This window comes from Nocardiopsis sp. FR4 (assembly GCF_009830945.1).
GTDB lineage: Bacteria > Actinomycetota > Actinomycetes > Streptosporangiales > Streptosporangiaceae > Nocardiopsis.
Genome location: NZ_VWVV01000040.1, coordinates 1 through 26,590 on the forward strand (window position 1 = coordinate 1; position 26,590 = coordinate 26,590).

20 protein-coding genes, 1 tRNA gene and 1 pseudogene are annotated in these 26,590 nt (G+C 68.6%); 10 read left to right on the forward strand and 12 right to left on the reverse strand.

The window, feature by feature from the left end:
* A pseudogene (locus tag FYW95_RS25675) lies at positions 1–155 on the forward strand (succinate--CoA ligase subunit alpha); the annotation flags it as partial.
* The gene (locus tag FYW95_RS25680; protein ID WP_159944039.1) at positions 155–1,690 is read left to right on the forward strand and encodes an aldehyde dehydrogenase family protein; all 1,536 of its coding nucleotides are present in this window, start codon (positions 155–157) and stop codon (positions 1,688–1,690) included. The pseudogene FYW95_RS25675 and the gene FYW95_RS25680, both read left to right, overlap by 1 nt.
* Positions 1,691–1,851: 161 nt before the next feature.
* Here the strand turns inward: FYW95_RS25680 and fdhD are convergent, their stop codons facing one another.
* From fdhD to FYW95_RS25705, 5 genes are all read right to left on the reverse strand, one after another.
* Positions 1,852–2,733 carry a formate dehydrogenase accessory sulfurtransferase FdhD gene (fdhD, locus tag FYW95_RS25685; RefSeq protein ID WP_159944038.1) on the reverse strand — a complete coding sequence of 294 codons (882 nt, stop codon included), beginning with the start codon at positions 2,731–2,733 and terminating at the stop codon, positions 1,852–1,854.
* A 128-nt stretch (positions 2,734–2,861) separates the two neighbouring features.
* Positions 2,862–3,812 carry a 2Fe-2S iron-sulfur cluster-binding protein gene (locus FYW95_RS25690; protein ID WP_159944037.1) on the reverse strand — a complete coding sequence of 317 codons (951 nt, stop codon included), beginning with the start codon at positions 3,810–3,812 and terminating at the stop codon, positions 2,862–2,864.
* Entirely contained in the window at positions 3,809–5,857 is a 2,049-nt protein-coding gene (locus tag FYW95_RS25695; RefSeq protein WP_159944036.1) for an NAD(P)H-dependent oxidoreductase subunit E, read from the reverse strand. The genes FYW95_RS25690 and FYW95_RS25695 overlap by 4 nt, the downstream gene beginning before the upstream one ends.
* A gap of 182 nt (positions 5,858–6,039) precedes the next feature.
* Positions 6,040–7,989 carry a molybdopterin oxidoreductase family protein gene (locus FYW95_RS25700; protein ID WP_159944050.1) on the reverse strand — a complete coding sequence of 650 codons (1,950 nt, stop codon included), beginning with the start codon at positions 7,987–7,989 and terminating at the stop codon, positions 6,040–6,042.
* 148 nt (positions 7,990–8,137) lie between these two features.
* Entirely contained in the window at positions 8,138–9,124 is a 987-nt protein-coding gene (locus tag FYW95_RS25705; RefSeq protein WP_159944035.1) for a 2-dehydropantoate 2-reductase, read from the reverse strand.
* A 228-nt stretch (positions 9,125–9,352) separates the two neighbouring features.
* On the opposite strand from FYW95_RS25705, the gene FYW95_RS25710 reads away from it, so the two are divergent.
* A complete protein-coding gene (locus FYW95_RS25710) occupies positions 9,353–10,039 on the forward strand; it encodes a GntR family transcriptional regulator (RefSeq protein WP_201295042.1) in 687 nt (228 codons plus the stop codon).
* A 3-nt stretch (positions 10,040–10,042) separates the two neighbouring features.
* Here the strand turns inward: FYW95_RS25710 and FYW95_RS25715 are convergent, their stop codons facing one another.
* The 3 genes from FYW95_RS25715 to FYW95_RS25725 all read right to left on the reverse strand — a co-directional run bounded on the left by FYW95_RS25715 (position 10,043) and on the right by FYW95_RS25725 (position 11,968).
* Positions 10,043–10,552, reverse strand: a complete 510-nt coding sequence (locus FYW95_RS25715; RefSeq protein ID WP_159944034.1) for a DUF2087 domain-containing protein — start codon at positions 10,550–10,552, stop codon at positions 10,043–10,045.
* Positions 10,553–10,651: 99 nt separating this feature from the next.
* Positions 10,652–11,470 (reverse strand): HAD-IIB family hydrolase, encoded by an 819-nt coding sequence (locus FYW95_RS25720; protein ID WP_159944033.1) that lies wholly within the window; start codon positions 11,468–11,470, stop codon positions 10,652–10,654.
* Between the two features lie 33 nt (positions 11,471–11,503).
* Positions 11,504–11,968: a MerR family transcriptional regulator gene (locus tag FYW95_RS25725; RefSeq protein ID WP_159944032.1), complete on the reverse strand. Its 465-nt coding sequence runs from the start codon at positions 11,966–11,968 to the stop codon at positions 11,504–11,506.
* 58 nt (positions 11,969–12,026) lie between these two features.
* Between FYW95_RS25725 and FYW95_RS25730 the strand changes: the two genes are divergently transcribed.
* From FYW95_RS25730 to FYW95_RS25740, 3 genes are all read left to right on the forward strand, one after another.
* The gene (locus FYW95_RS25730) at positions 12,027–12,617 is read left to right on the forward strand and encodes a class I SAM-dependent methyltransferase (protein ID WP_159944031.1); all 591 of its coding nucleotides are present in this window, start codon (positions 12,027–12,029) and stop codon (positions 12,615–12,617) included.
* 100 nt (positions 12,618–12,717) lie between these two features.
* Positions 12,718–13,500, forward strand: a complete 783-nt coding sequence (locus FYW95_RS25735) for a class I SAM-dependent methyltransferase (RefSeq protein WP_159944030.1) — start codon at positions 12,718–12,720, stop codon at positions 13,498–13,500.
* Positions 13,501–13,643: 143 nt separating this feature from the next.
* Positions 13,644–14,885, forward strand: a complete 1,242-nt coding sequence (locus FYW95_RS25740) for a phospholipase D-like domain-containing protein (protein WP_160050923.1) — start codon at positions 13,644–13,646, stop codon at positions 14,883–14,885.
* Between the two features lie 41 nt (positions 14,886–14,926).
* Here FYW95_RS25740 and FYW95_RS25745 read toward each other — a convergent pair whose 3' ends face one another.
* Together FYW95_RS25745 and FYW95_RS25750 are read right to left on the reverse strand one after the other, a co-directional pair.
* Complete coding sequence (locus FYW95_RS25745; RefSeq protein WP_160050924.1) at positions 14,927–15,166, reverse strand: calcium-binding protein; 240 nt, start codon at positions 15,164–15,166, stop codon at positions 14,927–14,929.
* 322 nt (positions 15,167–15,488) lie between these two features.
* Positions 15,489–15,568 (reverse strand) — tRNA-Arg (locus FYW95_RS25750).
* 205 nt (positions 15,569–15,773) lie between these two features.
* Between FYW95_RS25750 and FYW95_RS25755 the strand changes: the two genes are divergently transcribed.
* A complete protein-coding gene (locus FYW95_RS25755) occupies positions 15,774–16,487 on the forward strand; it encodes a DUF2637 domain-containing protein (protein ID WP_236572316.1) in 714 nt (237 codons plus the stop codon).
* Between the two features lie 336 nt (positions 16,488–16,823).
* Positions 16,824–17,579 (forward strand): DUF2637 domain-containing protein, encoded by a 756-nt coding sequence (locus FYW95_RS25760; RefSeq protein WP_160050926.1) that lies wholly within the window; start codon positions 16,824–16,826, stop codon positions 17,577–17,579.
* Positions 17,580–17,853: 274 nt separating this feature from the next.
* Here the strand turns inward: FYW95_RS25760 and FYW95_RS25765 are convergent, their stop codons facing one another.
* Together FYW95_RS25765 and FYW95_RS25770 are read right to left on the reverse strand one after the other, a co-directional pair.
* Positions 17,854–19,209: a hypothetical protein gene (locus FYW95_RS25765; protein WP_160050927.1), complete on the reverse strand. Its 1,356-nt coding sequence runs from the start codon at positions 19,207–19,209 to the stop codon at positions 17,854–17,856.
* Positions 19,206–21,062, reverse strand: a complete 1,857-nt coding sequence (locus FYW95_RS25770) for a DEAD/DEAH box helicase family protein (protein ID WP_160050928.1) — start codon at positions 21,060–21,062, stop codon at positions 19,206–19,208. Before FYW95_RS25770 ends, FYW95_RS25765 begins: the two co-directional genes overlap by 4 nt.
* A 467-nt stretch (positions 21,063–21,529) precedes the next feature.
* Between FYW95_RS25770 and FYW95_RS25775 the strand changes: the two genes are divergently transcribed.
* Positions 21,530–25,093, forward strand: a complete 3,564-nt coding sequence (locus tag FYW95_RS25775; RefSeq protein WP_160050929.1) for a type I restriction endonuclease subunit R — start codon at positions 21,530–21,532, stop codon at positions 25,091–25,093.
* Positions 25,090–26,589 carry a restriction endonuclease subunit S gene (locus FYW95_RS25780; RefSeq protein ID WP_160050930.1) on the forward strand — a complete coding sequence of 500 codons (1,500 nt, stop codon included), beginning with the start codon at positions 25,090–25,092 and terminating at the stop codon, positions 26,587–26,589. Before FYW95_RS25775 ends, FYW95_RS25780 begins: the two co-directional genes overlap by 4 nt.
* Position 26,590: the final 1 nt, after the last annotated feature.

Below are 26,590 nucleotides of genomic sequence, written 5' to 3' on the forward strand. Positions count from 1 at the left end.
AGGGCAAGACGATGGGGCACGCGGGCGCGATCGTGTCGGGTTCCTCGGGCACGGCCGCCGCGAAGAAGGAGGCTCTGGAGGCCGTCGGCGTCAAGGTCGGCAAGACCCCCAGCGAAACCGCCCAGCTCGTCCGCGACCTCCTGGAGGCGGAGTGATGATCAAGCCCGGAACCGAGTGGTCCACCCTCTACACCCGCTGCCGTGAGACCGCCCCCGAGGCCTTCGGCGCCGACCGGGTCCACAACCACTGGGGCGGCCGGTGGCGCGCCGACGGCCGGCCCCGCCTCGCGCACTCGCCCGTGGACGGCTCGGAGATCGCGGGCCCGCCCATGCTCGACGGCCCCACGGCGGCCCGCGCCGTGGCCGTGGCCGCGGCCGGGCACCGCGAGTGGAGCCGTGTCCCGTTGGAGGAGCGCCGGACCCGGGTCCGCGCCGCGGTCGACGCCTGGGCCGAGCACCGCGACACCCTGGCCCTGGCCCTGGTCTGGGAGATCGGCAAGCCCTGGCGGCTGGCCTGCCAGGACGTCGACCGGGCCGTCTCCGGCGTGCGGTGGTACCTCGACGAGATCGACCGGATGCTGGACGGGCGGGTCGCCCTCGACGGCCCGGTCAGCAACATCGCGAGCTGGAACTACCCGATGAGCGTCCTCGCGCACGCGATGTGCGTGCAGGCCCTGGCGGGCAACGGGGTGGTCGCCAAGACCCCCACCGACGGCGGGCTGGTGTGCCTCACCCTCGCCGTGGCCCTGGCGGTCCGCGAGGGACTGCCGTTCACCCTCGTCAGCGGCGGCGGCCGGGACCTGTCCCCGGCGCTGGTCCGCGGCCCGGAGATCGGCTGCGTGTCCTTCGTCGGCGGACGCGACACCGGCGGCCGGGTCGCGGCCGACCTCGCCGACCTCAACCGACCCCACGTCCTGGAGCAGGAGGGCCTCAACTGCTGGGGGGTGTGGGAGTTCGACGACTGGGACACCCTGACCGGACAGATCCGCAGGACCTTCGACTACGCCAAACAGCGCTGCACGGCCTACCCGCGGTTCGTGGTGCAGCGGTCCCGCTTCGACGCCTTCCTGGGCGCCTACCTGGCCGCCGTGGCCCAGGTGCGCTTCGGGCACCCGCTGGTCGTCGACGCACCCGGCGACGACCTGCCCGAACTCGACTTCGGTCCGCTGATCAACGCGGCCAAGGCCAAGGAGCTCACCGACCGCGTGGACGAGGCCGTCGCGGGCGGCGCGGTGCCGCTGTACCGGGGCTCCCTCGCCGAGGCCCGGCTGCTCCCCGGCCAGAACACCGACGCCTACGCGGCACCGGTGGCCCTGCTGGAGCCGCCGCGCTCCTCACCGCTGTTCCACGCCGAGCCCTTCGGCCCGGTCGACACGATCGTCCTGGTGGACACCGAGGCCGAGCTGCTGGCGGCCATGAACGCCAGCAACGGCGCACTGGTGGCCACGCTGTCCTGCGACGACACCGACACCGCCGCCCGCCTCGCCACGGGCGTGCGGGCGTTCAAGGTCGGCGTCAACCGGCCGCGCTCACGCGGTGACCGCGACGAGCTGTTCGGCGGCTGGGGCGACTCCTGGCGCGGGGCCTTCGTCGGCGGCGAACTCCTGGTCCACGCGGTCACCCGCGGCCCCGCCGGGGAACGGCTGCCCGGCAACTTCCCCCGCTACACGCTGCACCCCGAGGGCCGCTGAGGTCCGCGGTACCGCCTCCCCGCCGGGGCGGGGAGGCGCGCGAACTCCTCCGGGGCGGCCCCGGACGAAGGGAACGGGGCCTCCGCCACGGCGGAGGCCCCGGGGTCCGGTATCGGGCCCGGTCGACGCGGGGGGCTGGTACGCGCCGACCGGGCCCGCGTCTACCGGTTCGGAGGGCTGAGCGCCCCCGGGGCCGCCGAAGGCGCGATCAACGCCTTCTCCGGGAGTACTCGGTGCCTTCCGGCGTAGACGTTCATGGAGGTGCCGCGCAGGAATCCGACGAGCGTCATCCCCGCCTCCGCGGCGAGGTCGACGGCGAGCGAGGAGGGCGCGGAGACCGCCGCCATCATCGGAACGCCCGCCATCCACGCCTTCTGCACCAGTTCGAAGGAGGCGCGTCCCGACACCATCAGCACGGTCTCCCGCAGCGGCAGCCGGTCCGAGCGCAGCGCCCAACCGATCAGCTTGTCCACGGCGTTGTGCCTGCCCACGTCCTCGCGCAGGGCGAGCAGCTCGCCCCCGGGGGTGAACAGTCCGGCGGCGTGCAGGCCGCCGGTGCGGTCGAACACCCGCTGGGCCTCGCGCAGCCGGTCGGGCAGCACGGCCAGCACGTCCGCGCCCACGCGCGGGCCGTCCCCGTCCACCGGCCAGCGGGCCTGGGTGCGGACCGCGTCCAGGCTGGCCTTGCCGCACAGTCCGCAGGAGGAGGAGGTGTAGAAGTTGCGCTCCAGGGACGTGTCCGGGCGGGGGACGCCCGGGGCCAGCGACACGTCGAGCACGTTGTAGGTGTTGGAACCGTCCTCCGTGGCCCCCGCGCAGTAGCGGATCGCCACCACGTCCCGCTCCCGGCCCACCACGCCCTCGCCGACCAGGAACCCCGCGGCGAGGTCGAAGTCGTTGCCGGGCGTGCGCATGGTGACGGTGAGCGCGGCCCCGTCGAGCCGGATCTCCAGGGGCTCCTCCACCACCAGCGTGTCCACGCGCTCGCTCGCGGTGCCCTCCCTGATCCGCAGGACCTTCTCCCGGGCCGTGACCCTCCCCATCCCCTGACCGCCTTCCGCTTGTCCGCTTCCTCTGGTCTACTCCTCCGCCCGCTCCGCGTCGAGGGGGGAGGATCAGCGAATCCGGTCCGCCGAGCCCGTCCTCCGCGCCGCCCCTCACCGAGGGCCCCTCATCTCCGCTCGCCCTCCCCGCGCCGCTGCACGTGCTGGAAGCCGAACCGGCCCTTGATGCACAGGTTGCCGTGGGTCACCGGGTTGTCGTGCGGGGACGTGACCTTCACGATCCGGTTGTCCTGGACGTGCAGGGTCAGGTTGCAGCCCACCCCGCAGTAGGTGCACACCGTGGTCGTCTCGGTCTGCCTTCCCTCGTCCCACGTACCCTCCCGGCGCATCTCGAACTCCGTGGCGAACGACAGCGCCCCCGTCGGGCAGACCTCCACGCAGTTCCCGCAGTACACGCAGGCGGAGTCGGGCAGGGACACGTCGTGCTCGGTGGAGATCCGCGCGTCGAAGCCGCGGCCCGCCACCCCGATGGCGAAGGTGTTCTGCCACTGGTCGCCGCAGGCGTCGACGCACTTGTAGCACATGATGCACTTGGAGTAGTCGCGCACGTAGAGGTCGTTGTCCACCTTGGCGGGCTGCTCGACGGTCTCGGCCTCGGTGCCGTCGCCGGGCTCGTGCTCCCCCGCCCGGCGGGCGTCGCGCACGCCCAGGGCGGCGGGTTCGGCGCGGGGGCCGAACCGGTCCGGATCCGCCCCGTAGCGCTCGTTCCACTCCGCGACCCCGGGCGTGGTCGACAGGTCCACCGAGGAGCCGAGGAGTTCGAGCACCATCCTGCGGCTGTGCCGTACCCGCTCGGAGTCGGTGGCCACGCTCATGCCCGGCTCCAGCTTGCGCGAGCAGGCGGGGGCGAGCGTGCGCGCGCCCTCCACCTCCACCACGCACACCCGGCAGGCGTTGCGCGGCGTGAGCGTGTCGCCGTAGCAGAGCGTGGGGATCTCGGTCCCCGCCCCGGCGCAGGCCTCCAGGACGGTGGTGCCCTCCGGCACGCGGACCGGCTCTCCGTCGATGGTCGCGTCGATCAGCCGCCTGGGCGGGGCCAGGAGCACGGGCTCGGTCATGAGGCCTCCTCGGTCGCCGCCCCGCTCTCCGGCGCGGCGGTCTGGTGGGTGTCTTCGACGGTCGCGCGGGGTCCCCCCGGCGCGGAGGGCGGCTCGGCGAACAGGCCGAGCCGGTCGATCGCCGACTCCACGGCGTTCCAGGCGGTCTGGCCCAGGCCGCAGATCGAGGCGTCGCGCATGGCCCGGCCGACCTCGCGCAGCAGGGGGAGTTCGCGGTCGGGGGAGGAGGCGCCCGAGCGCAGCCGCAGCAGCGCCTCCTCCTGGCGCACCGTGCCGACGCGGCACGGCACGCACTGGCCGCAGGACTCGTCCCGGAAGAAGGCGGCCACGCGTACCAGCGTGGCGAGCAGGTCGGCGGTGTCGTCCAGGACCAGGACCACACCCGACCCGAGGGAGGCGCCCGCGGCCCTGGCCCCCTCGAAGGTGAGGGGGATGTCCAGTTCGTCGCCGCGCACGAACGTCCCGGCGGCCCCGCCGAGGAGCACCGCGCGGATCGACCGGCCCCCGGGCACGCCCCCGGCCGCCTCCACCAGGTCCCGCAGGGTGGCCCCGAAGGGCAGCTCGTACAGACCGGGCCTGCGCACGCCGCCGGAGAGGCAGAACAGCTTGGGTCCGGTCGAGTCCCGGGTGCCCACCGACGCGTACGCCGGACCGCCCATCAGCAGGATCGGCAGCACGTTGACCAGGGTCTCCACGTTGTTCACCACGGTCGGCTTGCCGAACAGGCCCTTCTCCACGGGGAAGGGCGGCTTGGTGCGCGGCTCGCCGCGCTGGCCCTCGATGGAGCCGAAGATGGCGGTCTCCTCGCCGCAGATGTAGGCGCCCGCGCCGCGCCGGATCTCGATGTCGAAGTCCAGGCCCGAGCCCATGATGCCGGTCCCCAGGAGCCCGCGCTCGCGGGCCAGGGCCAGGGCGTTCTCCAGGTGCCGCAGCGCGCGCGGGTACTCGCCCCGGATGTAGAGGTAGCCGGTCCGGGCCCCGATCGCGAACCCGGCGATGGTCATGGCCTCGACGAGGGAGAAGGGGTCCCCCTCCATCAGCACCCGGTCCTTGAAGGTGCCCGGCTCGCTCTCGTCGGCGTTGCACACCAGGTAGTGCGGGGTGTCGGGCTGCTGGGCGGTGGCGCTCCACTTGCGTCCGGTGGGGAAGGCCGCGCCGCCGCGGCCGACCAGCCCGGACTCGTTCACCTCGCGCAGGACCCCGGCGGGGCCGATCCGCAGGGCCTCCCGCAGGGCGGCGTAGCCCCCCGCCGCCCGGTAGTCGTCCAGGCTGAGCGGGTCGACCCGGCCGATCCTGCGCAGCAGGACGTGGTCGGGGGAGCCCGCGTCGGGCACGGCGGAGGCGGGGGCCGGCTCGGGCCGGTTGCCCGGCAGGGGCGCGGAGGCGTAGGTGGTGCGCGGGCCCGGGTGGTGGCCGTTGCCGCTCCCGGCGGGTCCCGGGGCCGTCCCGGGGCCGCCCCCGGTGAGCGCGTCGACGTCCTCGGCGACGGCGGGCGCGGCCACCGCGTACCGCGCCGGGTCGCCGGCCTGGAGCGCGAGCGCGGCGGGCGCGCGCTCGCACAGGCCCAGGCAGGGGCTCTCGTGCCAGGTGACGGCCGCGTCCGGTGCCTCAGCGCCCCGGGAGGGGCCGTGCCCGCCGCCGGGCGGGCCGAGCCGCGCGGCCAGGCGGTCGCGCAGCGCGCCCGAGCCCGCGGCCGCGCAGGCGATGTCCGTGCACAGGTGCACCACCCGGCGGGGCCGCTCGTGCAGCGCGAACATCGCGTAGAAGGAGGCGACGGCGTAGGCCTCGGCGGGAGGGACGGTCAGCCTGCGGCAGACGTAGTCGAGCGCGCCCCGGCTGATCCAGCCCACCCGGTCGTTGACGGCGTGCAGCGCGGGCAGGAGCAGGTCGCGCCGCTCCCGCGAGGCGTGTCCGCCCCGGGCGTAGCGCAGGTCGGCGTCCTGGCGGATGCCGCCGTCCCACCCGGACTCGGGCGGACCCAGGACGGCGTCGACGGCGTCGCGTTCCACGGCGGTGGGAGCCTCGTCCAGGAAGCGCAGGTCCACGCCCGCTCACCCCAATCACATGTAAGCCAGATCACAGGATTCTGTATACAGAAGACAGTAGGATGTGGTTGTCCGGTTGACAACCCCCGCGGGCGATCCCGCACAGGTCCGGGTCCGTGGCGGACCCGCGGCGGGCCGTCTCCACAGGGGCTGGGGAGACGGCCCGCCGCGGCCCTCCCGGCTCAGGAGGCCGCGGCGGTCGCGCGCGCCTCCTCCGCGTGCTCCACCCGCTCGATCCGAACCGCGGCGGCCTTGTACTCGGCCGTCCCGGCGATCGGGTCGGTCGCGTCGATGGTCAGCAGCTGCGTGTCCACCTGGTCGGGGAAGTGGAAGGTCATGAACACCAGCCCGGGCCGCATCGCGTCGGTGACCGAGACCGGCACCAGGACCGAGCCCCGGCGCGAGGTCACCCGCACGGTCTCCCCGTCCCGCACCCCCAGCTTGACCGCGTCCTCCGGGGACAGGTCCAGCAGTTCGCCCCGGCGCAGCGGCGAGGAGAAGCCGCTGGTCTGCACGCCGGTGTTGTAGTCGTCCAGGCGGCGCCCGGTGGTCAGCCGGAACGGGAAGTCCTCGTCCAGCAGGTCCACCGGCGGCGAGTGGCCGACGATGCCGAAGGGCGCGGGCTCACCGCGCTCCCCCGGGTCGGTGGACCACAGCCGCGCGTGCAGGTAGCTCGGCTCCAGGGTGTCCTCCGAGTAGCAGGGCCACTGGATTCCGCTGTGCTCGGCCAGGCGGGCGTAGCTCATGCCCCGGTGCATGGGGGACAGCGAGCGCACCTCGTCCCAGATCCGCTCCGCGGAGGGCCGCTCCCAGTCGTGGCCCAGGCGGGTCGCCAGTTCGCACATGATCTCGATGTCGTCCCGGGCGCCCTCGGGCGGATCCAGGGCCTTGCGGACCAGCTGGACCCGGCGCTCGCTGTTGGTGAAGGTGCCGTCCGACTCGCACCAGGAGGCGCTCGCCGGGAGTACGACGTCGGCGAGTTCGGCGGTGCGGGTGAGGAAGATGTCCTGCACCACCAGGTGGTCCAGGGCGCGCAGCCGGCTCGTGGTCTTGTGCGTCTCGGGCTCGGACTGGACCGGGTTCTCTCCGATCACGTACAGCGTCCGGATCTCGCCGGTCTCCATGGCCTCGAACATCTGGGTCAGGTTCCTGCCCCTGGAGCCCTGGATCGGCCGCCCCCACGCCTCCTCGAACCTGGCGCGCACCCCCGGGTCCAGGAGGTCCTGGAAACCGGCCAGCCGGTCCGGGATGGCGCCCATGTCCCCGCCGCCCTGCACGTTGTTCTGTCCGCGCAGCGGGTTGAGTCCGGAGCCGTGCCGCCCCACGTGGCCGGTCAGCAGCGCCAGGTTGATCAGCGCGCGCACGTTGTCGGTGGCGTTGTGGTGCTCGGTGATGCCCAGGGTCCAGCAGAGCTGGGCGCGCTCCGCGCGGGCGTAGGAGTGCGCGAGTTCGCGGATGGCCTCCGCCGGAACGCCGGTCTCCGCCTCGGCCGCCGTGAGCGTCCACGGCTCGACCAGCGCGCGGTACTCCTCCAGCCCGGTGGTGGCGCGCTCGACGAAGGTCTCGTTGGCCAGGCCCGCGTGCAGGATCTCCCGTCCTACGGCGTGCGCCAGCGGGATGTCGGTGCCCACGTTGAGCCCGAGCCAGCGGTCGGCCCACTCGGCGGTCGAGGTGCGCCGGGGGTCCACCACGAAGAGCCGGGCGCCCCGGCGGACCCCCTTGAGCACGTGCTGGAAGAAGATCGGGTGGGCGAAGCGCGGGTTGCCGCCCCAGATCACGATGAGGTCGGTGTCCTCGATCTCCGCGTAGGAGGAGGTGCCGCCGCCGGAGCCGAAGGCGGCCGCCAGCCCCGCGACGCTCGGCGCGTGGCAGGTGCGGTTGCACGAGTCGACGTTGTTGGTGCCGATCACGGCGCGGGTGAACTTCTGCGCCATGAAGTTCATCTCGTTGGTGGCCCGGGCGCAGGAGAGCATGCCGAAGGAGTTCGGCCCGTGGCGCTCCACGCCCTGCCGGAACCCGGCCGCGGCGCGGTCCAGGGCCTCCGGCCAGGTGGCCGGGCGCAGCTCTCCGTGCTCGCGCACGAGCGGCTGGGTCAGGCGGTCGTAGAGGGTGGAGGAGTCGTCGGATCGCATGTGGCCTCGCATGGTCGTCGTGGCCTTCGTGGTGGTCGTCGGAGGAGGGTTCGTGCCGCGCATCCGGAGGAGGATACTGCATACAGTATTTTCGGCGACGGGGGCGGTGGTCAAGGGCGGGGAGGGCCGGGGATGACGGGAGGAGGGCTCAGGAGACGGCGACCGGCTCGGACACCCGCTGGTTCAGCAGCCCCGCCACGGCGTCCACCGTGCGCAGGGCCGGGACCGCGACCCCGGTCAGGTCGGCCAGCTCCACCACCGCGGACAGGATGACGTCCAGTTCCATGGGACGGCCCCGCTCCAGGTCGTGCAGGGTGGAGGTGCGGTGGTCCCCGGCGCGCTCGGCGCCCGCCAGGCGCCGGTCGACCGAGACGCTCGGGCGCACCCCCAGCGCGGCCGCCACCGCCAGGGTCTCGTCCATCATGGTGCGGGCCAGGTCCCGGGCGGAGCGGTCGCGGCAGATCTGCGCCATCGTGGAGCGGGTCAGCGCGCTGAGCGGGTTGAAGACGATGTTGCCCATCAGCTTGACCCAGATGTCCTCGCGCAGGTCCGCCTCGACCGGGCACTTGAGCCCTCCGGCCTCCATCGCCGCCGACAGGGCGCGGCAGCGCGCGGAGTCCGAGCGGTCGGGTTCGCCGATGGAGAAGCGGGTGCCCTCGATGTGGCGGACCACCCCCGGCGCGGCGATCTCGGTGGCCGCGTAGACCACGCACCCCACCGCGCGCTCCACCGGGATCGTGCGGCTCACCGCGCCGCCCGGGTCCACGCTCTCGATCCGCCTGCCCGCCAGCGGGCCGTCCACCCCGTGGAAGTACCACCACGGGATGCCGTTCTGGGCGGCCACGACCGCCGTGTCGGGGCCCAGCAGGGGGCGCAGCAGCGGGCCGCACCCGGCGTAGTGCTGGGCCTTGAGGCCGAGCAGGACGGCGTCCACGGGACCCACCTCGGCCGGATCGTCCGTGGCGTGGGGGTGCGCGGTGAAGTCGCCGCGGGGGCTGAGCACCCTGACGCCGTGCTCGCGCATGGCCCGCAGGTGCTCGCCGCGGGCGATGAGGTGGACGTCGGCCCCGCCGCGGTGCAGTGCGGCGCCCGCGTAGGCGCCGATCGCGCCGGCGCCCAGAACGGCGATTCTCATGGAGAGGCTCCCTTCTCTTTCCATACTGTATACAGTATTCTTTAGTCGTCGCCTCCCCACACTCGGCTGAAGGGAGAAGGAACGCCCGACCCCGGCGCTTCGGAAACTTCTTCGCTTCTTCCCTCGTCGGCGCGGCGGGTCTCCGACCGGGCCGCGGCGGCGTGCACCGCCGTCGGAGTTTGTACACTGTCTACAAAGAGCACCTTCCCTGGATCCTGGAGACTCCCTATGTCCGCACAGGGGCTGAGTACCGTCGCAGGGCGTATCCAGCGTCCGGTACCGCTGCGCGAAGCCGTGTACGAGGCCATCCTCGACCTCATCACCACCCGGGCCCTCTCTCCCGGACAGCACCTGGTCGAGACCGAGCTCGCCCAGCAGCTGGGCGTCTCGCGCCAGCCGGTGCGCGAGGCCATGCAGCGGCTCAGCAACGAGGGCTGGGTGGACCTGCGGCCCGGCTACGGGGCCTTCGTGCACACGCCCACCGAGAGTGAGGCCGACCAGCTGCTGGCGGTCCGCGCGCTGCTGGAGACCGAGTCGGCCCGCCTGGCCGCCGACAACGCCTCGGAGGAGCAGATCGCCCTGCTGCGCGACCGCGTCGCCGCGGGGCGCGTCGCGGCGGAGCGGGGCGACACCGAGTCCGTGGTCCAGGCCAACGCCGACTTCCACCGCGCGGTCACCGAGGCCTCGGGCAACCGGGTGCTCGCCGAACTGGCCGCACAGGTCGACCGCCGGGTCCGCTGGTACTACGCCCCCGTCGCCCGCATCCGGGGCTCCGCCTCCTGGGACGAGCACCAGCAGCTCGTCGACGCCATCGAGGCCCGGAGCCCGGAGGAGGCGCTGAGGCTCATGAGCGAGCACACCGAGCGCACCCGGCGCACCTACCACGAACAGGTGGACGGCGCGGCGGCGGACTGACCGCTAACCGCGTTCGGCCACCCGGTACTCGCTCCCCTCGGCGTCGCGGGTCAGGTAGCCCTCGTCCACCAGGTGGCGGCGCATCGAGGACGGGTCGTCGTAACACGAGCGCAGAGCCGCGTTGACCTGCTTCTCCGTGTACTTCATGCCGGGGGCGAAGAAGCGCTCGGTGATCCGGGCGAACACCCGCTCCCGCAGCTCCTGCCTGACCGGCAGGCTGCTCAGCCGGCCGTCGCGGAACAGCGCGTCGGCCGGATCCCGCACCGCGGGCCTGTGCTCCTCCAGCGCCGCGGCGTACACCTCCGGCACACTCACCACGCGGTCGCCCTCCTCGCGCACCAGCCCCGCCCGCACCAGCCGGGCCAGGCTCTTGCGGGCCCCGGCGCCACCGCCCTCGCCGGATCCGGCCCGCTCGCGGGGCAGCCCCCCGGGGCCCGCCGCGACCACGCGGGCGTAGAGCGCGAGCCGGTCCGGGTCGGCCAGGGCCGAGACGATCTGGGCGGGATGGGGCACGGTGTCCTCCTCGTGGTCCGGTGTGTTCGCGCGCTCCCAGGACCCTAGGGGGGTCGCACGTTAGCTTCCAGCGGTTTTCCGCCCCGGACCAGCGCTCGGTCAGCCCTCGGCGAGCAGGCGCTCGACCACCCGGGCCACCCCGTCGTCGTTGCTGGCCGGGGCCACCCGCAGCCCCAGCGACGGGTCGAGCAGGTCCGGGTGCCCGCTGGCCATGGCGTACCCCGCACCGGCCCAGGTCAAAGCGGACAGGTCGTTGGGCATGTCGCCGAAGGCCACGACCTCCTCGGCGCGCACGCCCCACCGGTCGCAGACCATGGCGAGCGTGCTGCCCTTGTTGACCCCCGGCGCGCTGAGCTCCAGCAGGCTGGACCGGCCCGAGTACGTGACCTCCGCCAGCGGCCCGACCGCCTCCACCGCGGCCTCGTGCAGGCGGTCCACCGGGGTGTCCTGGGCGCGTACGAGCAGTTTGGTGATCGGGGTGGCCCGGGCGAGCAGCGCCTCGGTGGTCTCCAGGACCTCGCGCACCCACTCACTCGGCACCCACGGTTCCAGGAGGTAGTCGGCGTCGTGGAAGAAGTCGGTCCCGGTCTCGACTCCGAAGCCGAGGCCGGACAGGGCGGTGCGCAGCCTCTCGACCACGATGGCGCTGGTCTCCAGGTCGATGTCCCGCACCAGCGGGTCGGCGTCGGGGGCGTGGGCGAGGGCCCCGTTGCCGCAGACCACGGCGGCGCAGGGGAGCTGTTCGGCGATGTGTTGGGTGGTCCGGGGCGGGCGGGCGGTGGCGACCACCACCCTGACGCCCGCCTCCGCCGCGGCGGTCAGCGCCCGCCGGTTGCGTTCGGAGAGCAGGCCGTCGGCTCCCAGGAGAGTTCCGTCGAGGTCGGTCGCGATAACCAGGGGAAAGACCATAGTGCGCATTATGTCTGCCGACGGTGGCGAACTGAAGCGCTTTCACCCGGTCCGGCCGGGCGCGCCCAGGGCGAGGGGGACGCGGCCCCCGGGCTCGGCCGAGCCCGGGGCGGCCACGCCCTCCTCCAGGATCGCCCGCATCTTCGGGCACTCCAGGAGGTGGTCGGCCTCGCAGGCCATGACGTGCGCGACCATCTCGCGGGCGGTGCGCAGCTGTTCCATGCGCTCGTCCAGCCGGGCCAGGTGCTCGGCCACCCGGCCGCGCTGGGCCTCGCAGTCCGGGGCGTCGATGAGCTCGCGGATCTGGGCCAGGCTGAACCCGGCCGCCTGCGCGCGGAGCACCAGCGCCACCCGCAGGCGGTGGTCCGGTGTGTACCGGCGCTGGCCCCCCGAGCGCCGGGACGGCTCCAGCACCCCGACCGACTCCCAGTGCCGCAGGACGTGCGGGGCCAGGCCGAAGGTCTCGGCCAGTTCCCCGATGGACAGTTCCGCCTCGCTTGACCTCATGTGGACATTAACTTCCAGACTGGAGCTCCGGTCAAGGAACGGAGCGAGGAGCAACGCCATGGACGAGGAGACCGAACGCGTGCGCGGCCAGTGGGACCAGATGTCGCGGCGCTACGACCGGGGGGAGCGGGTCCAGCGGCTGCTCCTGGGAGGCACCCGGGCCCGGCTGTGCCGGCAGGCCCGCGGGCGTGTCCTGGAGGTCGCCGTGGGCACCGGACAGGACCTGCCCCACTACCCGGAGGACGTGGAGGTGGTCGGGGTGGACCTGAGCCCCGGCATGCTGGCGCGGGCCCGGGCGCGCGCCGCCGGGCTGGGCCGGGAGGTCGACCTGCGAGAGGGCGACGCCCAGGACCTGCCCTTCGGCGACGGGGAGTTCGACACCGTCCTGTGCGCGCTGGCCCTGTGCACCATCCCCGACCAGTACCGGGCCCTGTCCGAGATGCACCGGGTGCTCCGCCCCGGCGGGCTCCTGCTGCTGGTGGACCACGTCGAGTACACCCGCTGGCCCCTCTCCCGGCGGGAGGCGCGCAAGGAGCGGCCCCGGCGCCTGCCCCGGAGCGTGGCCGTGGAGGCGGGCTTCACGATCGACCACCACGACCGGACCGCGCTGGGGTTCCTCGAACGGGTGACCGCCCACCGGGGCGCCTGAGCGGGGGCCGGAGGCCCCGGCCTCCGGCCCTTCCGCGTCCTTCGGCGCCTCGACGGCGCTTCGACGGGACTTTGCCCGCAGGTGGTGTGACAGTGGTGCCATGGCTACGCACAGCGAACTCCGAGACTTCTGGGAGCGCCGGCTCGACGGTGACTGGACCGAGAGCGGGGTCGGCTACCGGGCCCTGGGCCGCCCCTTCAACACGTGGATGTACCGCGTGCGCGAGGAGGTGTTCCTGCGCGAGGTCTCCCGGCTGGAGCCGGGCCGGGCCAGCGTCCTGGACGTGGGCAGCGGCACCGGCTTCTACGTCGGCCTGTGGGCGCGCACGGGCGTCGGCGACATCACCGGCTGCGACATGACCGACGCGGCCGTGCGGCGCCTGCGCGGCAGGTTCCCCGACCACCGGTTCGTCCGCCAGGACGCCGCCGACCTCGACGCCTTCGACACCGACTCCTTCGACGCGGTCTCCTGCGTGGACGTCCTGTTCCACATCACCGACGACGCGCGGTACGAGCGCGCCTTCGGGGAGTTCGCCCGGGTGCTGCGCCCCGGCGGGTCCCTGGTGGTCTCCGAGAACTGCCTCCAGCGCCCGGAGCAGCGCGGTGAGCACCAGGTCAACCGGACCCTGGAGCGGATCGCGCGCACCGCCGACCGGGCCGGGTTCGACCTCGTCCGCCGCGTCCCCATGCTCGTGCTGATGAACGCCCAGGTGGACGCGCCCGCGCCCTGGCGCAAGGCCTGGGGCGGCCTGCTGCGGGCGGCCACCCTGACCGCGCCGACCGGCTGGCTGGCGGGCGCCGCCCTCTACCCGCTGGAGCGCCGCCTGGTCCGGGGCCTCCGGGAGAGCCCCACCACGGAACTGCTGGTGCTGCGCCGGCGCTGAGGGGCCCGTGCCGCGGGCGGTGACACAGGCAGGTGTGCCGACGTTCCGTACGGGTACCGGGATACGGTTGATGTCCACCCTGTGCCGCGGCCTGACGTGGACGGGGCCTCCGGCACCGCGGACGTCCTGCTCGGGAGGCGACTGTGCGACGCTCCACCCTCATGTCGATGATCAAGTGGGGTCTCGTGGGGCTGGTGAGCACCCAGGTCGCGGTCGCGGCCACGCTCATGGGCATCAACCACTGGCGCCGGAAGGTTCGCCCGCGCCGGGCGGTCTTCCCCCGTACGGCGCCGGTGGAGCTGCCGGTGGGCGACTCGGGAACCACCGCCACCGTGTACACCTACGGCGAGGACGTCTTCGAGGACATGCTCTTCGCGATCAGCGGGGCCCGCCGCCGCGTACTCTTCGAGTCCTACATCGTCAAGAACGACCGGGTGGGCCAGCGGTTCAAGAAGGCCCTGATCGCGGCCGCCGACCGGGGCGTCGAGGTGTACGTCATCTACGACGGCTTCGCCAACCTCGTGGTGCCCCGGTCCTTCTTCCGCTTCCCGTCCAACGTCCACGTGCTGCGCTACCCGGCGTTCCGGCCCGGCGTGCTGCTGCTGAACATCCGCAAGTCCGGCCGCGACCACCGCAAGATCCTCACCGTCGACGGCGAGGTGGGGTTCGTCGGCGGGTACAACGTGGGGTCGCTGTACGCCACCGACTGGCGTGACACCCACCTGCGGGTGACCGGTCCGGGGGTGTGGGAGCTGGAGAACGCCTTCAGCGACTTCTGGAACATGAACCGCTCCTCGCGCCAGCCCGAGCTGACCGGCCTGGGCGCCCCCGACTGGGACGCCCACTTCCGGGTGCACCGCAACGTGCCCGAGCAGCTGATCTACCCCATCCGGGCCATGTTCCTGGAGGCCATCGACCGGGCCAAGGAGCGGGTGCTGTTCACCCAGGCCTACTTCATGCCCGACCGCGAGTTCCAGAAGGCGCTGGCGGACGCCGTGGAGCGGGGGGTGGAGGTCAACATCCTCGTGCCGGAGGAGTCCAACCACGTCATCGCCGACTGGATCTCCCGCAGCCAGTACTCGGTGCTGCTGCGCGGCGGGGTGCGGCTGTGGCTGTACCAGAACGCCATGGTGCACGCCAAGACGGCGACCGTGGACGGGCGCTGGTCCACGATCGGCACCGCCAACGTGGACCGGCTCAGCCTGACTGGCAACTACGAGGTCAACATCGAGATCTTCGACGAGGGCGTGGCCAAGCACCTGGAGGAGGTCTTCGTCAACGACCTCGCCAACTGCCGGGAGCTGACCTGGGAGGAGTGGAGCGGTCGACCGCTCGCCGCCAAGTTCGGCGAGTCCGTGCTGGCGCCCTGGCGGCCGTTCCTCTGAGCGCGCGGCCGGTCCCCGGATCCGACGGCCGCGCGACCGGTTCAGGCCCGGTGGCGCCGGGGCGGCGGCGGGCCCAGACGGTTGGGGAAGAACGGGTCCGGCTCCACCTTGCGCGGCCGGGGCCCGCCCCAGTGCTGGGGGCCGGGGTGCGGCGTACGGTGGAGCGCTCCGGCGATCGCGGACGGCGACCCTCCCCTCTGCCGGACGGGTGCCCCGTCCTCCTGCCCGGACCCCTCGCACGGCTCGGACCGCTCGTCGCGGGAGCCCTCCGCGCGCGTCATCCAACCTCCCCCGTCTCCGTCCCGGGTGCCCCTGCGCCCCGTGTGCTCGGGGTCCATGATCGGACGACTTCCGCGCGTTGTCATGGCGACACGGTGGGAGAGGGCGGAACCGGTCCGGACCCGTCGCGCTGCGCACGCGGGTCAGGCACCCGGACCGGCGTCGCCCGCGGCCCCGGGACGCGGAGGAGGCCCGGCGGGCATCGCGGGAGGGTCCGGGTGTCGGGGTCCGGATCGCCGCGGTGGCCCGGGGATCAGGGCCAGAACTGGGGCCAGGAAATAGGCCTGGGGTTCCTCCCGCAGGAGAAACCCCAGGTCAGCAGGGCGGCCCCGGCAGGATTCGAACCTGCGACACCCGCTTTAGGAGAGCGGGCGAGTGCGGTTCGCGGGCGTTCACCACGGTCCTGACCTGCGGTGGCGTACTTCCCCGTACCCCCGCGATCGAGGGCGAACTGAGACCAGAACTGAGACCAGGCAAGGGCCGAACACGACCCGCGAGGGGTGAGGCCTCTGCTCGGGAAGCTCTCCGGCCGCTTCCGTTCCGGGAGGGTGGTGGCCGGGAATGAAGTCCTCTCGATGGTCCAAGTGGACCACCATCGCCGCCGTGCTGATGCTGGCCGTGATCGCGGCCGTGGTGTCTTACTCGCACATGTACGAACTCGCCCTGCACCACGGCGAACCCGAGTGGCGAGCTGCCTTGTTCCCCCTCTCCGTGGACGGCATGATCGTCGGTGCGTCCATGACGCTGCTCAGCGATGCCCGTCACGGCCGTAAGGGCGGGCTGCTGCCCTGGGCGCTGTTGATCATCGGGTCGGCCGCGTCCTTGGCGGCCAACGTCGCGGTGGCCGACCCCACGATGTGGTCCAGGATCATTCACGCCTGGCCGAGCTTCGCGCTGATCGGTGCTTATGAGCTACTCATGCGCGAGTTCCGTGCGACCGCGCGGAGCGTACGCAGGGCTCACACAGCCGATGAACAAGCCCCAGAGCCGACCTCCGGGGCGAAGACCCGAGAAACTCAGGACCCCACCACTTCGGACGCGTCAAAGGCCACGGACTTCCAAGTCGTGCATGGCAGGGACACCGGGGCGATGGCGAAGCCGACCCTGTCACCGTTCCAGGCCCGGGCATGGCGATGGGCTCTGGACCGGCAGCGAGAGACGGGCGAGCTCCCTAGCGGAAAGGAGATCGCGGCACGCTTCGGTCGCAAGGAACGCTGGGGCCGGTTGGTCAAGCAGCAGGGGCAACACCAGGGCGCTCACCCTGATCTCGTTGGGAGCAGCCCGAGGAACAGTAAGGCGGGAAGCTTGCTCATGGATGCTTGATGGGCCCCGGGTAAGGGGCCACGGCATACCCTGGAACTCCCACACCCAAGTACTGAGCAGTTCCCCAGACGAACATGCCTCCTCGCTGGCCTGGCTCCATGTGCTGCTGAGCACGAAGAGCTGTCCTTGCCGCCGAATGCACCATGGTGTCGGAACAGGCAATGATGCGTTACCGCCGGTTGCCGTTGGCCGTAGGGGTGCAGTAGGAGGAGGCCGAGTCCTCAGTTGGTGGGGGTGGGAGTTCGAGACGGAGGGGGGACTCGAACCATTCCCCCACACGGTTCGAGCCCTCTGGTTCTGAGCGCCGACCTGCCCCTGGACGTGCGGTGAGCTGGAATGGATTCTTCCCGCTGGTCCCGCTGGACGACCATCGCCGCCGTGCTGATGCTGGCCGTGATCGCGGCCGTGGTGTCCTACTCGCACATGTACGAACTCGCCCTGCGCCACGGTGAACCCGAGTGGCGCGCGGCCCTGTTCCCGCTCTCGGTCGACGGCATGATCGTCGCCTCCTCCATGACGCTGCTCAGCGACGCCCGCAACGGCCGCAAGGGCGGGCTGCTGCCCTGGACCCTGCTGATCATCGGTTCCGGTGCCTCGCTGGCGGCCAACGTCGCGGTGGCCGACCCCACGGTGTGGTCGCGGATCATCCACGCCTGGCCCTCGTTCGCGCTGATCGGCGCCTATGAGCTGCTGATGAGGGAGTTTCGCACGGTGGCGCGGAGCGTACGCAGTGCTGACGCAGAGCGTACGCCCGCTGAAGATGAGGCAGAAGGCGTGGTCAAGGAGGTGGAGACTTCTTCGGTAGAGCAGCAAGAAGGGCGGCATCTGCACGTCGTCAGGGCAGAAAAGAGTGCCGAGGCCGCGCCGGTTGAGCCAGACGAGGAGAAGGAGGGGCGGCTCCCTCCCAAGCTGCAGCGGGACGCCTGGGAATGGGCGCTGGAGAATCGACAACCAGATGGTTCGTTGCCGACCGGTGGGCAGATCGCGGATCACTTCGGTCGGAAGGAGCGCTGGGGACGGTTGATCAAGCAGTGGGGACAGCAGGGACGTCTCGATCCACCACCTGCGGTGACTTCTACCGTGTCAAGGTAGGTGCGGGACCTTGATCACCTGCGTTAAGGCTACGCTGTTCACGTTAGGGTGGCGTGCTGTCCTGAGCGCTTCTAATTATCGGCTCAGGAGCTTTCCGGAAACCTAGGTCAACACGCGGAAAACAAAGGGTTTCCTTGTGTTGGGCGTGGTGGGGATCTTATATGTCCCGTATTTTCGAAATCTGAGTACGGGAAAAAATAAAATGCAGCAGCTCCAGATGTGGCTGCATGTGTTAATAATAGATCATCAACGTAGCGATTTTCTGAATTTTAACTTACATATCGTTAACAACATGAAGGGGGGTATGGGATGCACCTCTGCTTGCGCTCTCAAGGCAGGCCGAGATGGCCTGATGAAGTTTGTGAAGTACCTCTACGATGTCTGGCTCGTTCAAAGAGGACAAGTCATCGGGATTGAAATCCTCGAATACCTTGGCAGCCCTCTGGAGGCGCCCGTACAATTTTGCTCGACGCTCTCTTAGGGAAAGGTCTGGGTCAGCTTCGATTGATTCGCTGACAAGCTTTTTTACAGCCTCGTAAGCTTCTATAGTAGATTCCGCAGGAATATACTCCTCTTTCGTCTCAAAGCTGGAGAGATGCTCTTGTGCTGTAGACCTGAGGGCCGGAGGTATTTCTAGCGTCTCTCCTGCGGGTGTCTTTACTGTACCTTCAATCGCTACCCTGCGTATGTAGTCGATTCGCTCTGCTTTCTTGCTTTCTGCGGAGACAGCATTACGTAGCTCAGGGGTTTTGGCGATTGCGTGAGCGAGTGTTGCCTGGAGATCGGTGTCATCTTCCATGCGGTCCATGAGTGCTCGATGCGCTGCTTCTGCAGTTTTAGAGTCGCCAAGGATAGCGGTGCGCATGGCAGCAGGGTTCTTGGCAACCTTCATAGCTTCTGTATAGCTAGTTCCAGCTGCTTCCGCTTGTTGGGCGATACCCTCACGCCTTCCGGTGGACTGTTCGTACTTTGTGAAGTATTCAGCCCATTCTTCTGAGGCAGGAAGATCAACTTCTTGTCCCGGGTTCAGAGAAGCGGCTTCAGGAACAAGGCCAGCCTCTGCTGCCCTTTCCCAAGCGCGGTAAAAACGCATGACCCGAGCTGCGGTAGTCCCTGATAGTAGAGCAAATCGGTTAGCGGACACCTTTAGGTCGGTTGCAGGAATATTCTTGGATAGATCACTTTGGTGACCGTTTCCACTCCCTGGCTTAACGCTGCGTGCGACCATGAGGCCGAATATCCAACCACCTGAACGGGCGTAAGAGCCAAAATCCCGTGCATCCAGCTCGATCGGACTGTTTGGCCCAGTAGGTCTACCGGTTTTCAGTAGGGATTCAGTGGTAGTACCAAGCTCTTCGGCGAGCAAAGCTAGAATTTCTTTGTCATCCCCGATAACGCGAACGATTTCACTGAGGCTCTTTCCAAGGCCAGCCGTCGGGGCCGTTGTAATAAATGATTCGAATGTCGTATGTTTGATCTGTTCGCCACGGGGTGTCGTGAAACTCTGCCACGAGCCCTCTTTCAAAACCCTACGAATAAGGTTAGGTGCGGTGTCAAGCCCATTGAGTGTAGACCGAAGTGATGAGCTGAGAGAGTTGATCAAGACTGCGTTGCCATCAGGGTTGCTCATTTTTGCTCCTCCAGCCATCGATCGATAAGAGCGACGCGCTGCAATAGATTTTCCAAGGTGGCAGTCTTAGCAGTGTCGCGGAAGTGTCTGTTGAGCTCTGCGTGGATGTGCTCGTGAGGCTTGTTTGCCACTACGGCGTAGCGGCCGACCTTACGTCGAAGTAGGCGCCTAACATCATGCTTCTGATCCGCCAGCGGAGTCTTCTCTGTTTCAACAACAGGATTTTGTGAAGGGACGGTAGTGGTGGCTCCGACGGCTCTGAGGATTAGGGCGACATATTCAGGAGTAGTTCCTCGGGGAGCTGATCCTGCTCTGTTCATCACGCTCTGGGCATAATTCATCTCTTCTGGGGTGATGGATTCGCCGCTTGCGATGGTTGTGTGATGTACCGCTTGAGAAGAACCGACTGTCTCAAAAGTCGGGAATAGAGATAGCGGCTCTTCAGTCTCACCGTCACCATTTTCTTGGATTTCGCGTACACGCTTCTCCTCGCTGGCGAGGACCGCATCCACTGTCTTCTCGATATCCTGGGCGTAAGACAGCAGTGGCTGAATGGACGGAATGAAAAGACGTGCCGTGGTCTCGTCATCCTCCCCGCGCAAACGTACGAAGCGTCCCGCAACCTGGATAAAGAACATCTGTGTGCGAATTCGAGAAGCGTAGACTCCCACGGCCAATCTGGGGATGTCCACTCCCTCAGCTACCATCTGCACGGCAACGATCCAGCGTCTTTCGCTATCTGCGAAACCCTTGATGATTCGGGATGCTTCGGGCTCGTCAGAGACTGCGACGGCAGGCTCTTCTCCTGTTATATTCTGAAGAATTTGCGCATATGAGCGAGCAGCACTCTGATCGAATGCAACTATGAGTCCGCCTGCATCTGGGGTATCGATCCGTGCTTGCGTCAGCGCAGCGTCCGCCTCGCGGAGAACAGAGGGAATCCACTGACCATTGGGATCAAGTGCGGCTTTGAGAGCTGGAGGAACTGTCTTTTCATCAGTATCGGCAAGAGCTAAGGAGGTCACTGCGATCTCACCAGAGCGGCGCCATTGTGATTCGCCATCCATGGCTGGGAATACAGCAGGCCGAACCACACCTCCATCGGTGAGGGCCATGCCGTAATCATAGTTATACCCCGGAACTGCGCGCCCTTCTTCGTATTCCACGAAAGGGATTGCAGATCCATCTGTGCGGAAGGGGGTTCCTGAAAGAAGGAGGCGTCGCCTGGCTACTTCAAAAGCTTGCTTGAGCGCTGGTCCCCATTTTTGTCCATCTCCCTCGCCGGCATGATGGATCTCATCGAAAACGACCAGGGTGCGCTTCATTGAGCACAGTTTCCTCCAAAGCATAGGCTCTGAGGCAACTGCCTGGTAGGTGACGGCAACACCATCGAAATCTTTCCCGATTACACCGTTTGCATTCACAAAACGATGATCGAGTTGTATTCCTCTTTTGCTGGAGGCCTGTGACCACTGAATCCGAAGATGGGCCGTTGGTGCGACAACCACGATCTGTTCGATTGTGCCTTGAGAAATTAGGTCTTCGGCGATGGTTAGTGCGAACGTTGTTTTTCCGGCACCAGGCGTAGCTACAACCAGGAAATTTTGTTCAGTACCGCCATTGCGGCTGTGGTAGCGCTCCCTGGCTTCTTGCTGCCAATCACGCAAGTCAAAAGCATCAGCCATGGAGCCTGATCCCTTCTTCAGGTTGCATTGGGGGCAGAGAGCCTGTCCATTGACCACATCCGTGACGCCTCCGTGAGACCATGCCTCAACGTGGTCGCTGTGCCATCCTGGCTGGAGCTGGCGACCGCATGCTGCGCACTGTCCATCGGCAGCCAGAAACAGGGCCACTCGCTCCCTGCTGTTGAACCTACGCCGCTTCTGTGGGTCCGGAGAGACTCCCGTCATGGGCCTGACGTTAGCTGCAAGGACCGACAAAAACCATGCTGTCTTCCAAACCGGAGCGGCAGAGACTTCTCTTCTTGGAGTGAGTCAGGGCCAGGGCGTCTTCGAGGAAGGCCTTGTTGAGCTGCGGAAACTTGCCTATCGGCTGGTAGCTGAGGTTGGTTGAGGCTGGCCGTCCAACGGGAGCCTTCGCGCGCTAGGTGGATGCCGCTGTTCGGGCAACGGTCGCATCTCCGACCTTGAAGACCTTGTGTCCTCATTTCTGTCTATATGGGGCCAAAGTTCCGCTTTCTGTCTCACGCGGCCTCCGAAAAGTTAGGTAGGCAGGACACCTGGCTCTCTTGCTTGGAAGTAAATGAGAGTGTAGCCTGTAAGGCTTTGCTCACCCCCGAGCGTGGTTTGGAGCTGCATCAGTGTCCTCGCTGACCCCCGATGACGAGCGGCGCATCAAGCAGATCGCCGAGCGCACCCCCAACTTCGGCTTCCTCCTGGAGCACGACCACGAGCTGGTGCTCCTGGGAGCCCAGGCCGAGTCCTACGTCTACACCGACCCCAACGCCGCCATGTACAAGGCGCGCCTGTTCGGTGAGCTCCTCACCCGGCTACTCGTGCGCCTGACCAGCTGCCGGGTGGACGGGAACCGGCAGGTCGACCGGATCAACGCCCTGTACCGCTCGGGCGTGCTCGTTCCCGAGGTCAAGAACTGGTTCGAGGCCGTGCGCAGCCTCGGTAACAAGGCCGCGCACGACCACTACCGTCGCGCCCGCTCCGCCCTGGCCGCGGTTGAGAACTGCTTCCGCCTCGCTGACTGGCTTCACCGCTCCATCACCCGGGATGCCACCCACCGGGTCTTCCTCGCTCCCCAACCCGGCACCACTGGCCCGGTCCCCGGCTCCGCTACCGACGAGCGCGAACTGGCCAAGCTGCGCGCTACCCTGACCGAGTACGAGCGGCGTCTCGCCCAGGCGCGCGAGCGCTATGACGGTAACGCCGACCGCTTGGAGCGCGAACGGCTGGCCCGCGAGCAGGCCGAGCGCGAGCTCGAACAGGCCCGTCGCGACTCCGATGCCCTGCGGGAGTACATCACCGCTCAGGCCGACGAGCTGGAGCAGTTGCGCGTCGGCCTCACCCACCCCGGCTTCGCCAAGGCCAGCCCTTCCCAGCGCGATGCGTTCATCGAGCGCGCCCAGCGCGCCGCCCGCCCGCCCATGAACGAGGCCCAGGTACGGGCTGAGATCGACCAGCTGCTGACCCAGGCCGGCTGGCAGGTGCAGGACGTCAACATGATGAACCTGACCGCGGCCCAGGGGGTGGCGGTGCGAGAGGTCTCCACCGCGGTCGGCCGAGCCGACTACTTGCTCTACGTTGACCACCGCCTGGCCGGTGTCATCGAGGCCAAGCGCGAGGGCGCCGACCTGACCGCCGCCCAGGCCCAAGCCGCCCGCTACGCCAGCGGGCTGACCAACAGCCAGATGCTCTCAGCCTGGCGGGCCACCCTGCCCTTCCAGTACGTGTGCGACGGCAACGAGACCCGCTTCTTCAACGACCTGGACCCTGACGCGCGCTCGCGCCGCCTGTTCGCCATCCACCAGCCCGCCACCCTGGCACGGTGGATCACCGAAGCCGAGGAGGACCACCAGGCGCCCACGTTGCGCGCTCGCCTGCGCCGTCTGCCCAGCACCTTCCTGGACAACGGGCCCCTGCGCCCGGCCCAAGAACGCGCCATCAAAGGTCTGGAGGCCTCCCTGGCCAAGGACGACCCGCGCGCCCTGATCCAGATGGCCACCGGAGCCGGTAAGACCTACACCGTCGTCGCCGAGAGCTACCGGCTCATCAAACACGCCCGCGCCAAGCGGATCTTGTTCCTGGTGGACCGCAACAACCTCGGCAGACAGGCGCGCACCGAGTTCTCCAACTACCGGCCGCCGGACGACGGCCGCAAGTTCACCGAGCTGTACGGGGTGGACCAGCTCTCGGGCGCGCAGATGTTCGACTCCTCCAAGGTCGTCATCTCCACCATCCAGCGGCTGTGGATGGCCCTGACCGGACGCGAGGTCCCCGCAGCGGAGACCGACGACTCCGCTCTGGACCGCTACGACCTCATCGACGGCCCGGCCGAGGTCGCCTACAACCCCGACCTGCCCCCGGAGGCCTTCGACTTCATCGTGGTGGACGAGTGCCACCGCTCCATCTACGGCAAGTGGCGCGCGGTACTGGAGTACTTCGACGCGCACCTGATCGGCCTGACCGCGACCCCGGTCGCCCAGACCTTCGGGTTCTTCCACCAGAACCTGGTCAGCGAGTACACCTACGAACAGGCTGTCGCCGACGGCGTCAACGTCGACTTCGACGTATTCCGCATCCGCACCGAACTGGGGGAGCAGGGCGGGTCCATCCCCGCGGAGACCGTGGTGCCGGTCAAGGACCGCAAGACCCGCCGCCAGCGCTACCAGGAGCTGGAGGATGACTACGACTACAAGTCCTCCGACCTGGGCAAGTCGGTGATCGCCGAGGACCAGATCCGCACCGTGCTGACCACCTTCCGCGACAACCTGTTCACGCAGGTGTTCCCCCCCGGGGGAGACGAGGCGCAGGGCAAGCCGCGCACCGAGGTGCCCAAGACGCTCATCTTCGCCCGCGACGACAACCACGCCGAGGACATCGTGCGCCTCGCCCGCCTGGTGTTCGGGCGCGGCGACGACTTCTGCGTCAAGATCACCCATGCCGCCAAGAACCCCGACCAGCTCATCCAGGCCTTCCGCAACAGCCCTGAGCTGCGCATCGCCGTGACCGTCGACATGATCGCCACCGGCACCGACGTGCGCCCGCTGGAGTGCGTGTTCTTCATGCGCGACGTCAAGAGCTGGGCCTACTTCGAACAGATGAAGGGCCGCGGCGCGCGCACCGTCGACCCCACCGAGTTCCAGGCCGTCACCCCGGACGCCGTGGCCAAGACCCGGTTCGTGATCGTGGATGCGGTCGGGGTCACCGACTCCCCGCGCGTGGACGCCAAGCCGCTGGTTCGGGCGAGCGAGAAGCAGATCAGCCTCAAGCGGCTGATGGACAAGACCGCGGCCATGTCGTTGACCGAGGACGAGACCGCCACGCTGGCCGGGCGCCTGTCGCGGCTCAACGCCCAGATCGGGGACGGTGAGCGGGTCCAGATCGAGCAGGTGGCGGGCCAGCCGCTGAGGGAGATCGTTGGTGGGCTGGTGCGGGCGGTGGACCCCGATGAGCAGGAGAAGGCGCGGCGGCTGCACGGGGATGATGGGCCGCGTGAGCTGCTGATGGACGCGTGGAAGCCGCTGGCGGCCAACCCGGAACTGCGTGTCCTCTTGATGGATATCCGCCGTGCCCACGACATCGTTTACGACGAGGGCAGCCGCGACCAGGTGATCGAGGCCACGGGTATCTCCTCGGAGGAGTTGGCCACGCGCCGGGTGGGCTCCTTCCGGGAGTGGATGGAGGCCAACCAGGACAAGATCGCTCCCTTCGAGCTGGCCTTCCGCGAGGGCGGGGAACCGCGTGAGGTGTATCGCAACCTCAAGTCCCTGGCGGCGACCATCTCCCGGCCGCAGTACAACTGGACCCCGGAGGGGTTGTACAACGCCTACGTGCAGATGGGCAAGGCCGCGAACCTTCCCGGAACCACGCGTGGAGTGGTCGACCTGATCGGTATCCTCCGATACGAGCTGGGACTGGACGACGAGGTCAAGCCGTACCGCAGCCTGGTCGAGGAGCGCTTCGCGGCATGGATCGCCCGCCAAGAGCAGGCCGGAGCTGAGTTCACCGAAGAACAAGGCTGGTGGCTTCGCAGAATCGTCGACGTGATCTCCACCAGCATCGCCTTCGAGCCCGAGCACCTAGACGAGCCCCCGTTCCTGGAGCGCGGAGGCGTGGACGGATTCGTCGTCACCTTCGGCCAGGATCGGGCGGAAGCATTGTTGGATGAACTGGGACGGGAGCTGGGCGCGTGACCGAAGACCTGCCTGCAGGCTGGACGGCCGCCAGGCTGGCTGAGCTAGGCCAGTGGTATGGAGGCGCGACGCCTTCCAAAGCTAAGCCTGAGTTCTGGGAGAACGGGACCATACCTTGGGTTTCCCCGAAGGACATGGGGCAAGAAGTCCTGATCAAGGTCCAGGACACGATTACGCAGAAGGCTTTGGAATCTTCTCCTGTGCGCTTGGTGCCGGAGAATTCAGTAGCTTTCGTGGTCCGCTCCGGTGTCCTTGAGAGGCGTTTCCCTGTTGCACTGACAGTGGGAGAAGTAACGCTCAACCAGGATATGAAAGCGATTCATCCGAACGAGGCGGTGGATGCTCGTTGGCTTGCCTGGGGGCTTCGCTGGATGGAGCAGTTCGTTCTCCGTTCCTGTCGTAAATCAGGGACGACCGTTGCTTCGGTTCAAACCACCCGCCTTATGGATATTTCTTTTCCCGTTCCTCCGCTTGCTGAGCAGCGGCGGGTTATTGGTGCCTTGGAGACTGAGCTTTCGCGGTTGGACATGGCTGACCGGCAGCTGGCCCAAGCGCAAGTACGGTTGGTGCACCTACGCGCTCGCTTCGTGGAGAACACCTGCTTGGGGCGAGGTAGAGGTGGTGCTGAGACTTCCGCGCAGCTCACTCCCGCTGCTGTTGATGACGGCATGATCCCCAACCTGCCCGCTGGCTGGGAGTGGAAGCGCCTCCAGGAGATCGCCGACGTGGTCGGCGGCGTGACGAAGGACGCTCGGAAGCAGAGTGACCCTGACTGCGCCGAAGTCCCCTACCTCCGGGTGGCGAACGTCCAGAAGGGTGTACTCGACCTCACCCAGGTCAATACAATTCGGGTCCCCCCGGAGAAGGCTTCGCAGCTGGAGCTCCTGCCCGGAGACGTTCTCCTCAACGAGGGAGGTGACCGCGACAAACTGGGACGCGGTTGGATCTGGGAGGGGCAGATCCCCGGGTGCATCCATCAGAACCATGTCTTCAGAGCACGAGTACGGGATGGGGTGATCCACCCGAAGCTGCTGTCCTGGCATGCGAACGAGTTCGGTCAACGCTGGTGCCAAGCCAACGGCAAGCAGAGCGTGAACCTGGCCTCGATCAGCCTGTCCAAGATCAGGCTCCTACCTGTCCCCGTCCCCCCGGAGGAGGAACAGGCTGAGCTCGTCAAGAAGCTCGAAAATGCTATGGCGGTGTTCGACAGGACCGCCGAACAACTGGCGTCAGCCAGAGCCAAGGCGACTGCTCTCAGGAAAGCACTCCTGAACACGGCGTTCACTGGAAAGCTCGTTCCGCAGGACCCTTCCGACGAGGCCGCCGCTGCTTTGCTGGAACGGGCCTGGAGTGAGCGGGCCTCCGTCCCCAAGCCCAAGCGTGCGCGGCGATCTACCATCAAAACCTCTACGCGGTTGGCCTCCGCCGCTGACGTACGCGCCCCCGAAGATCCTCAGCCGGTGCACGCCGGTGAGCAGACCGCCTTGGAGTTCTGAA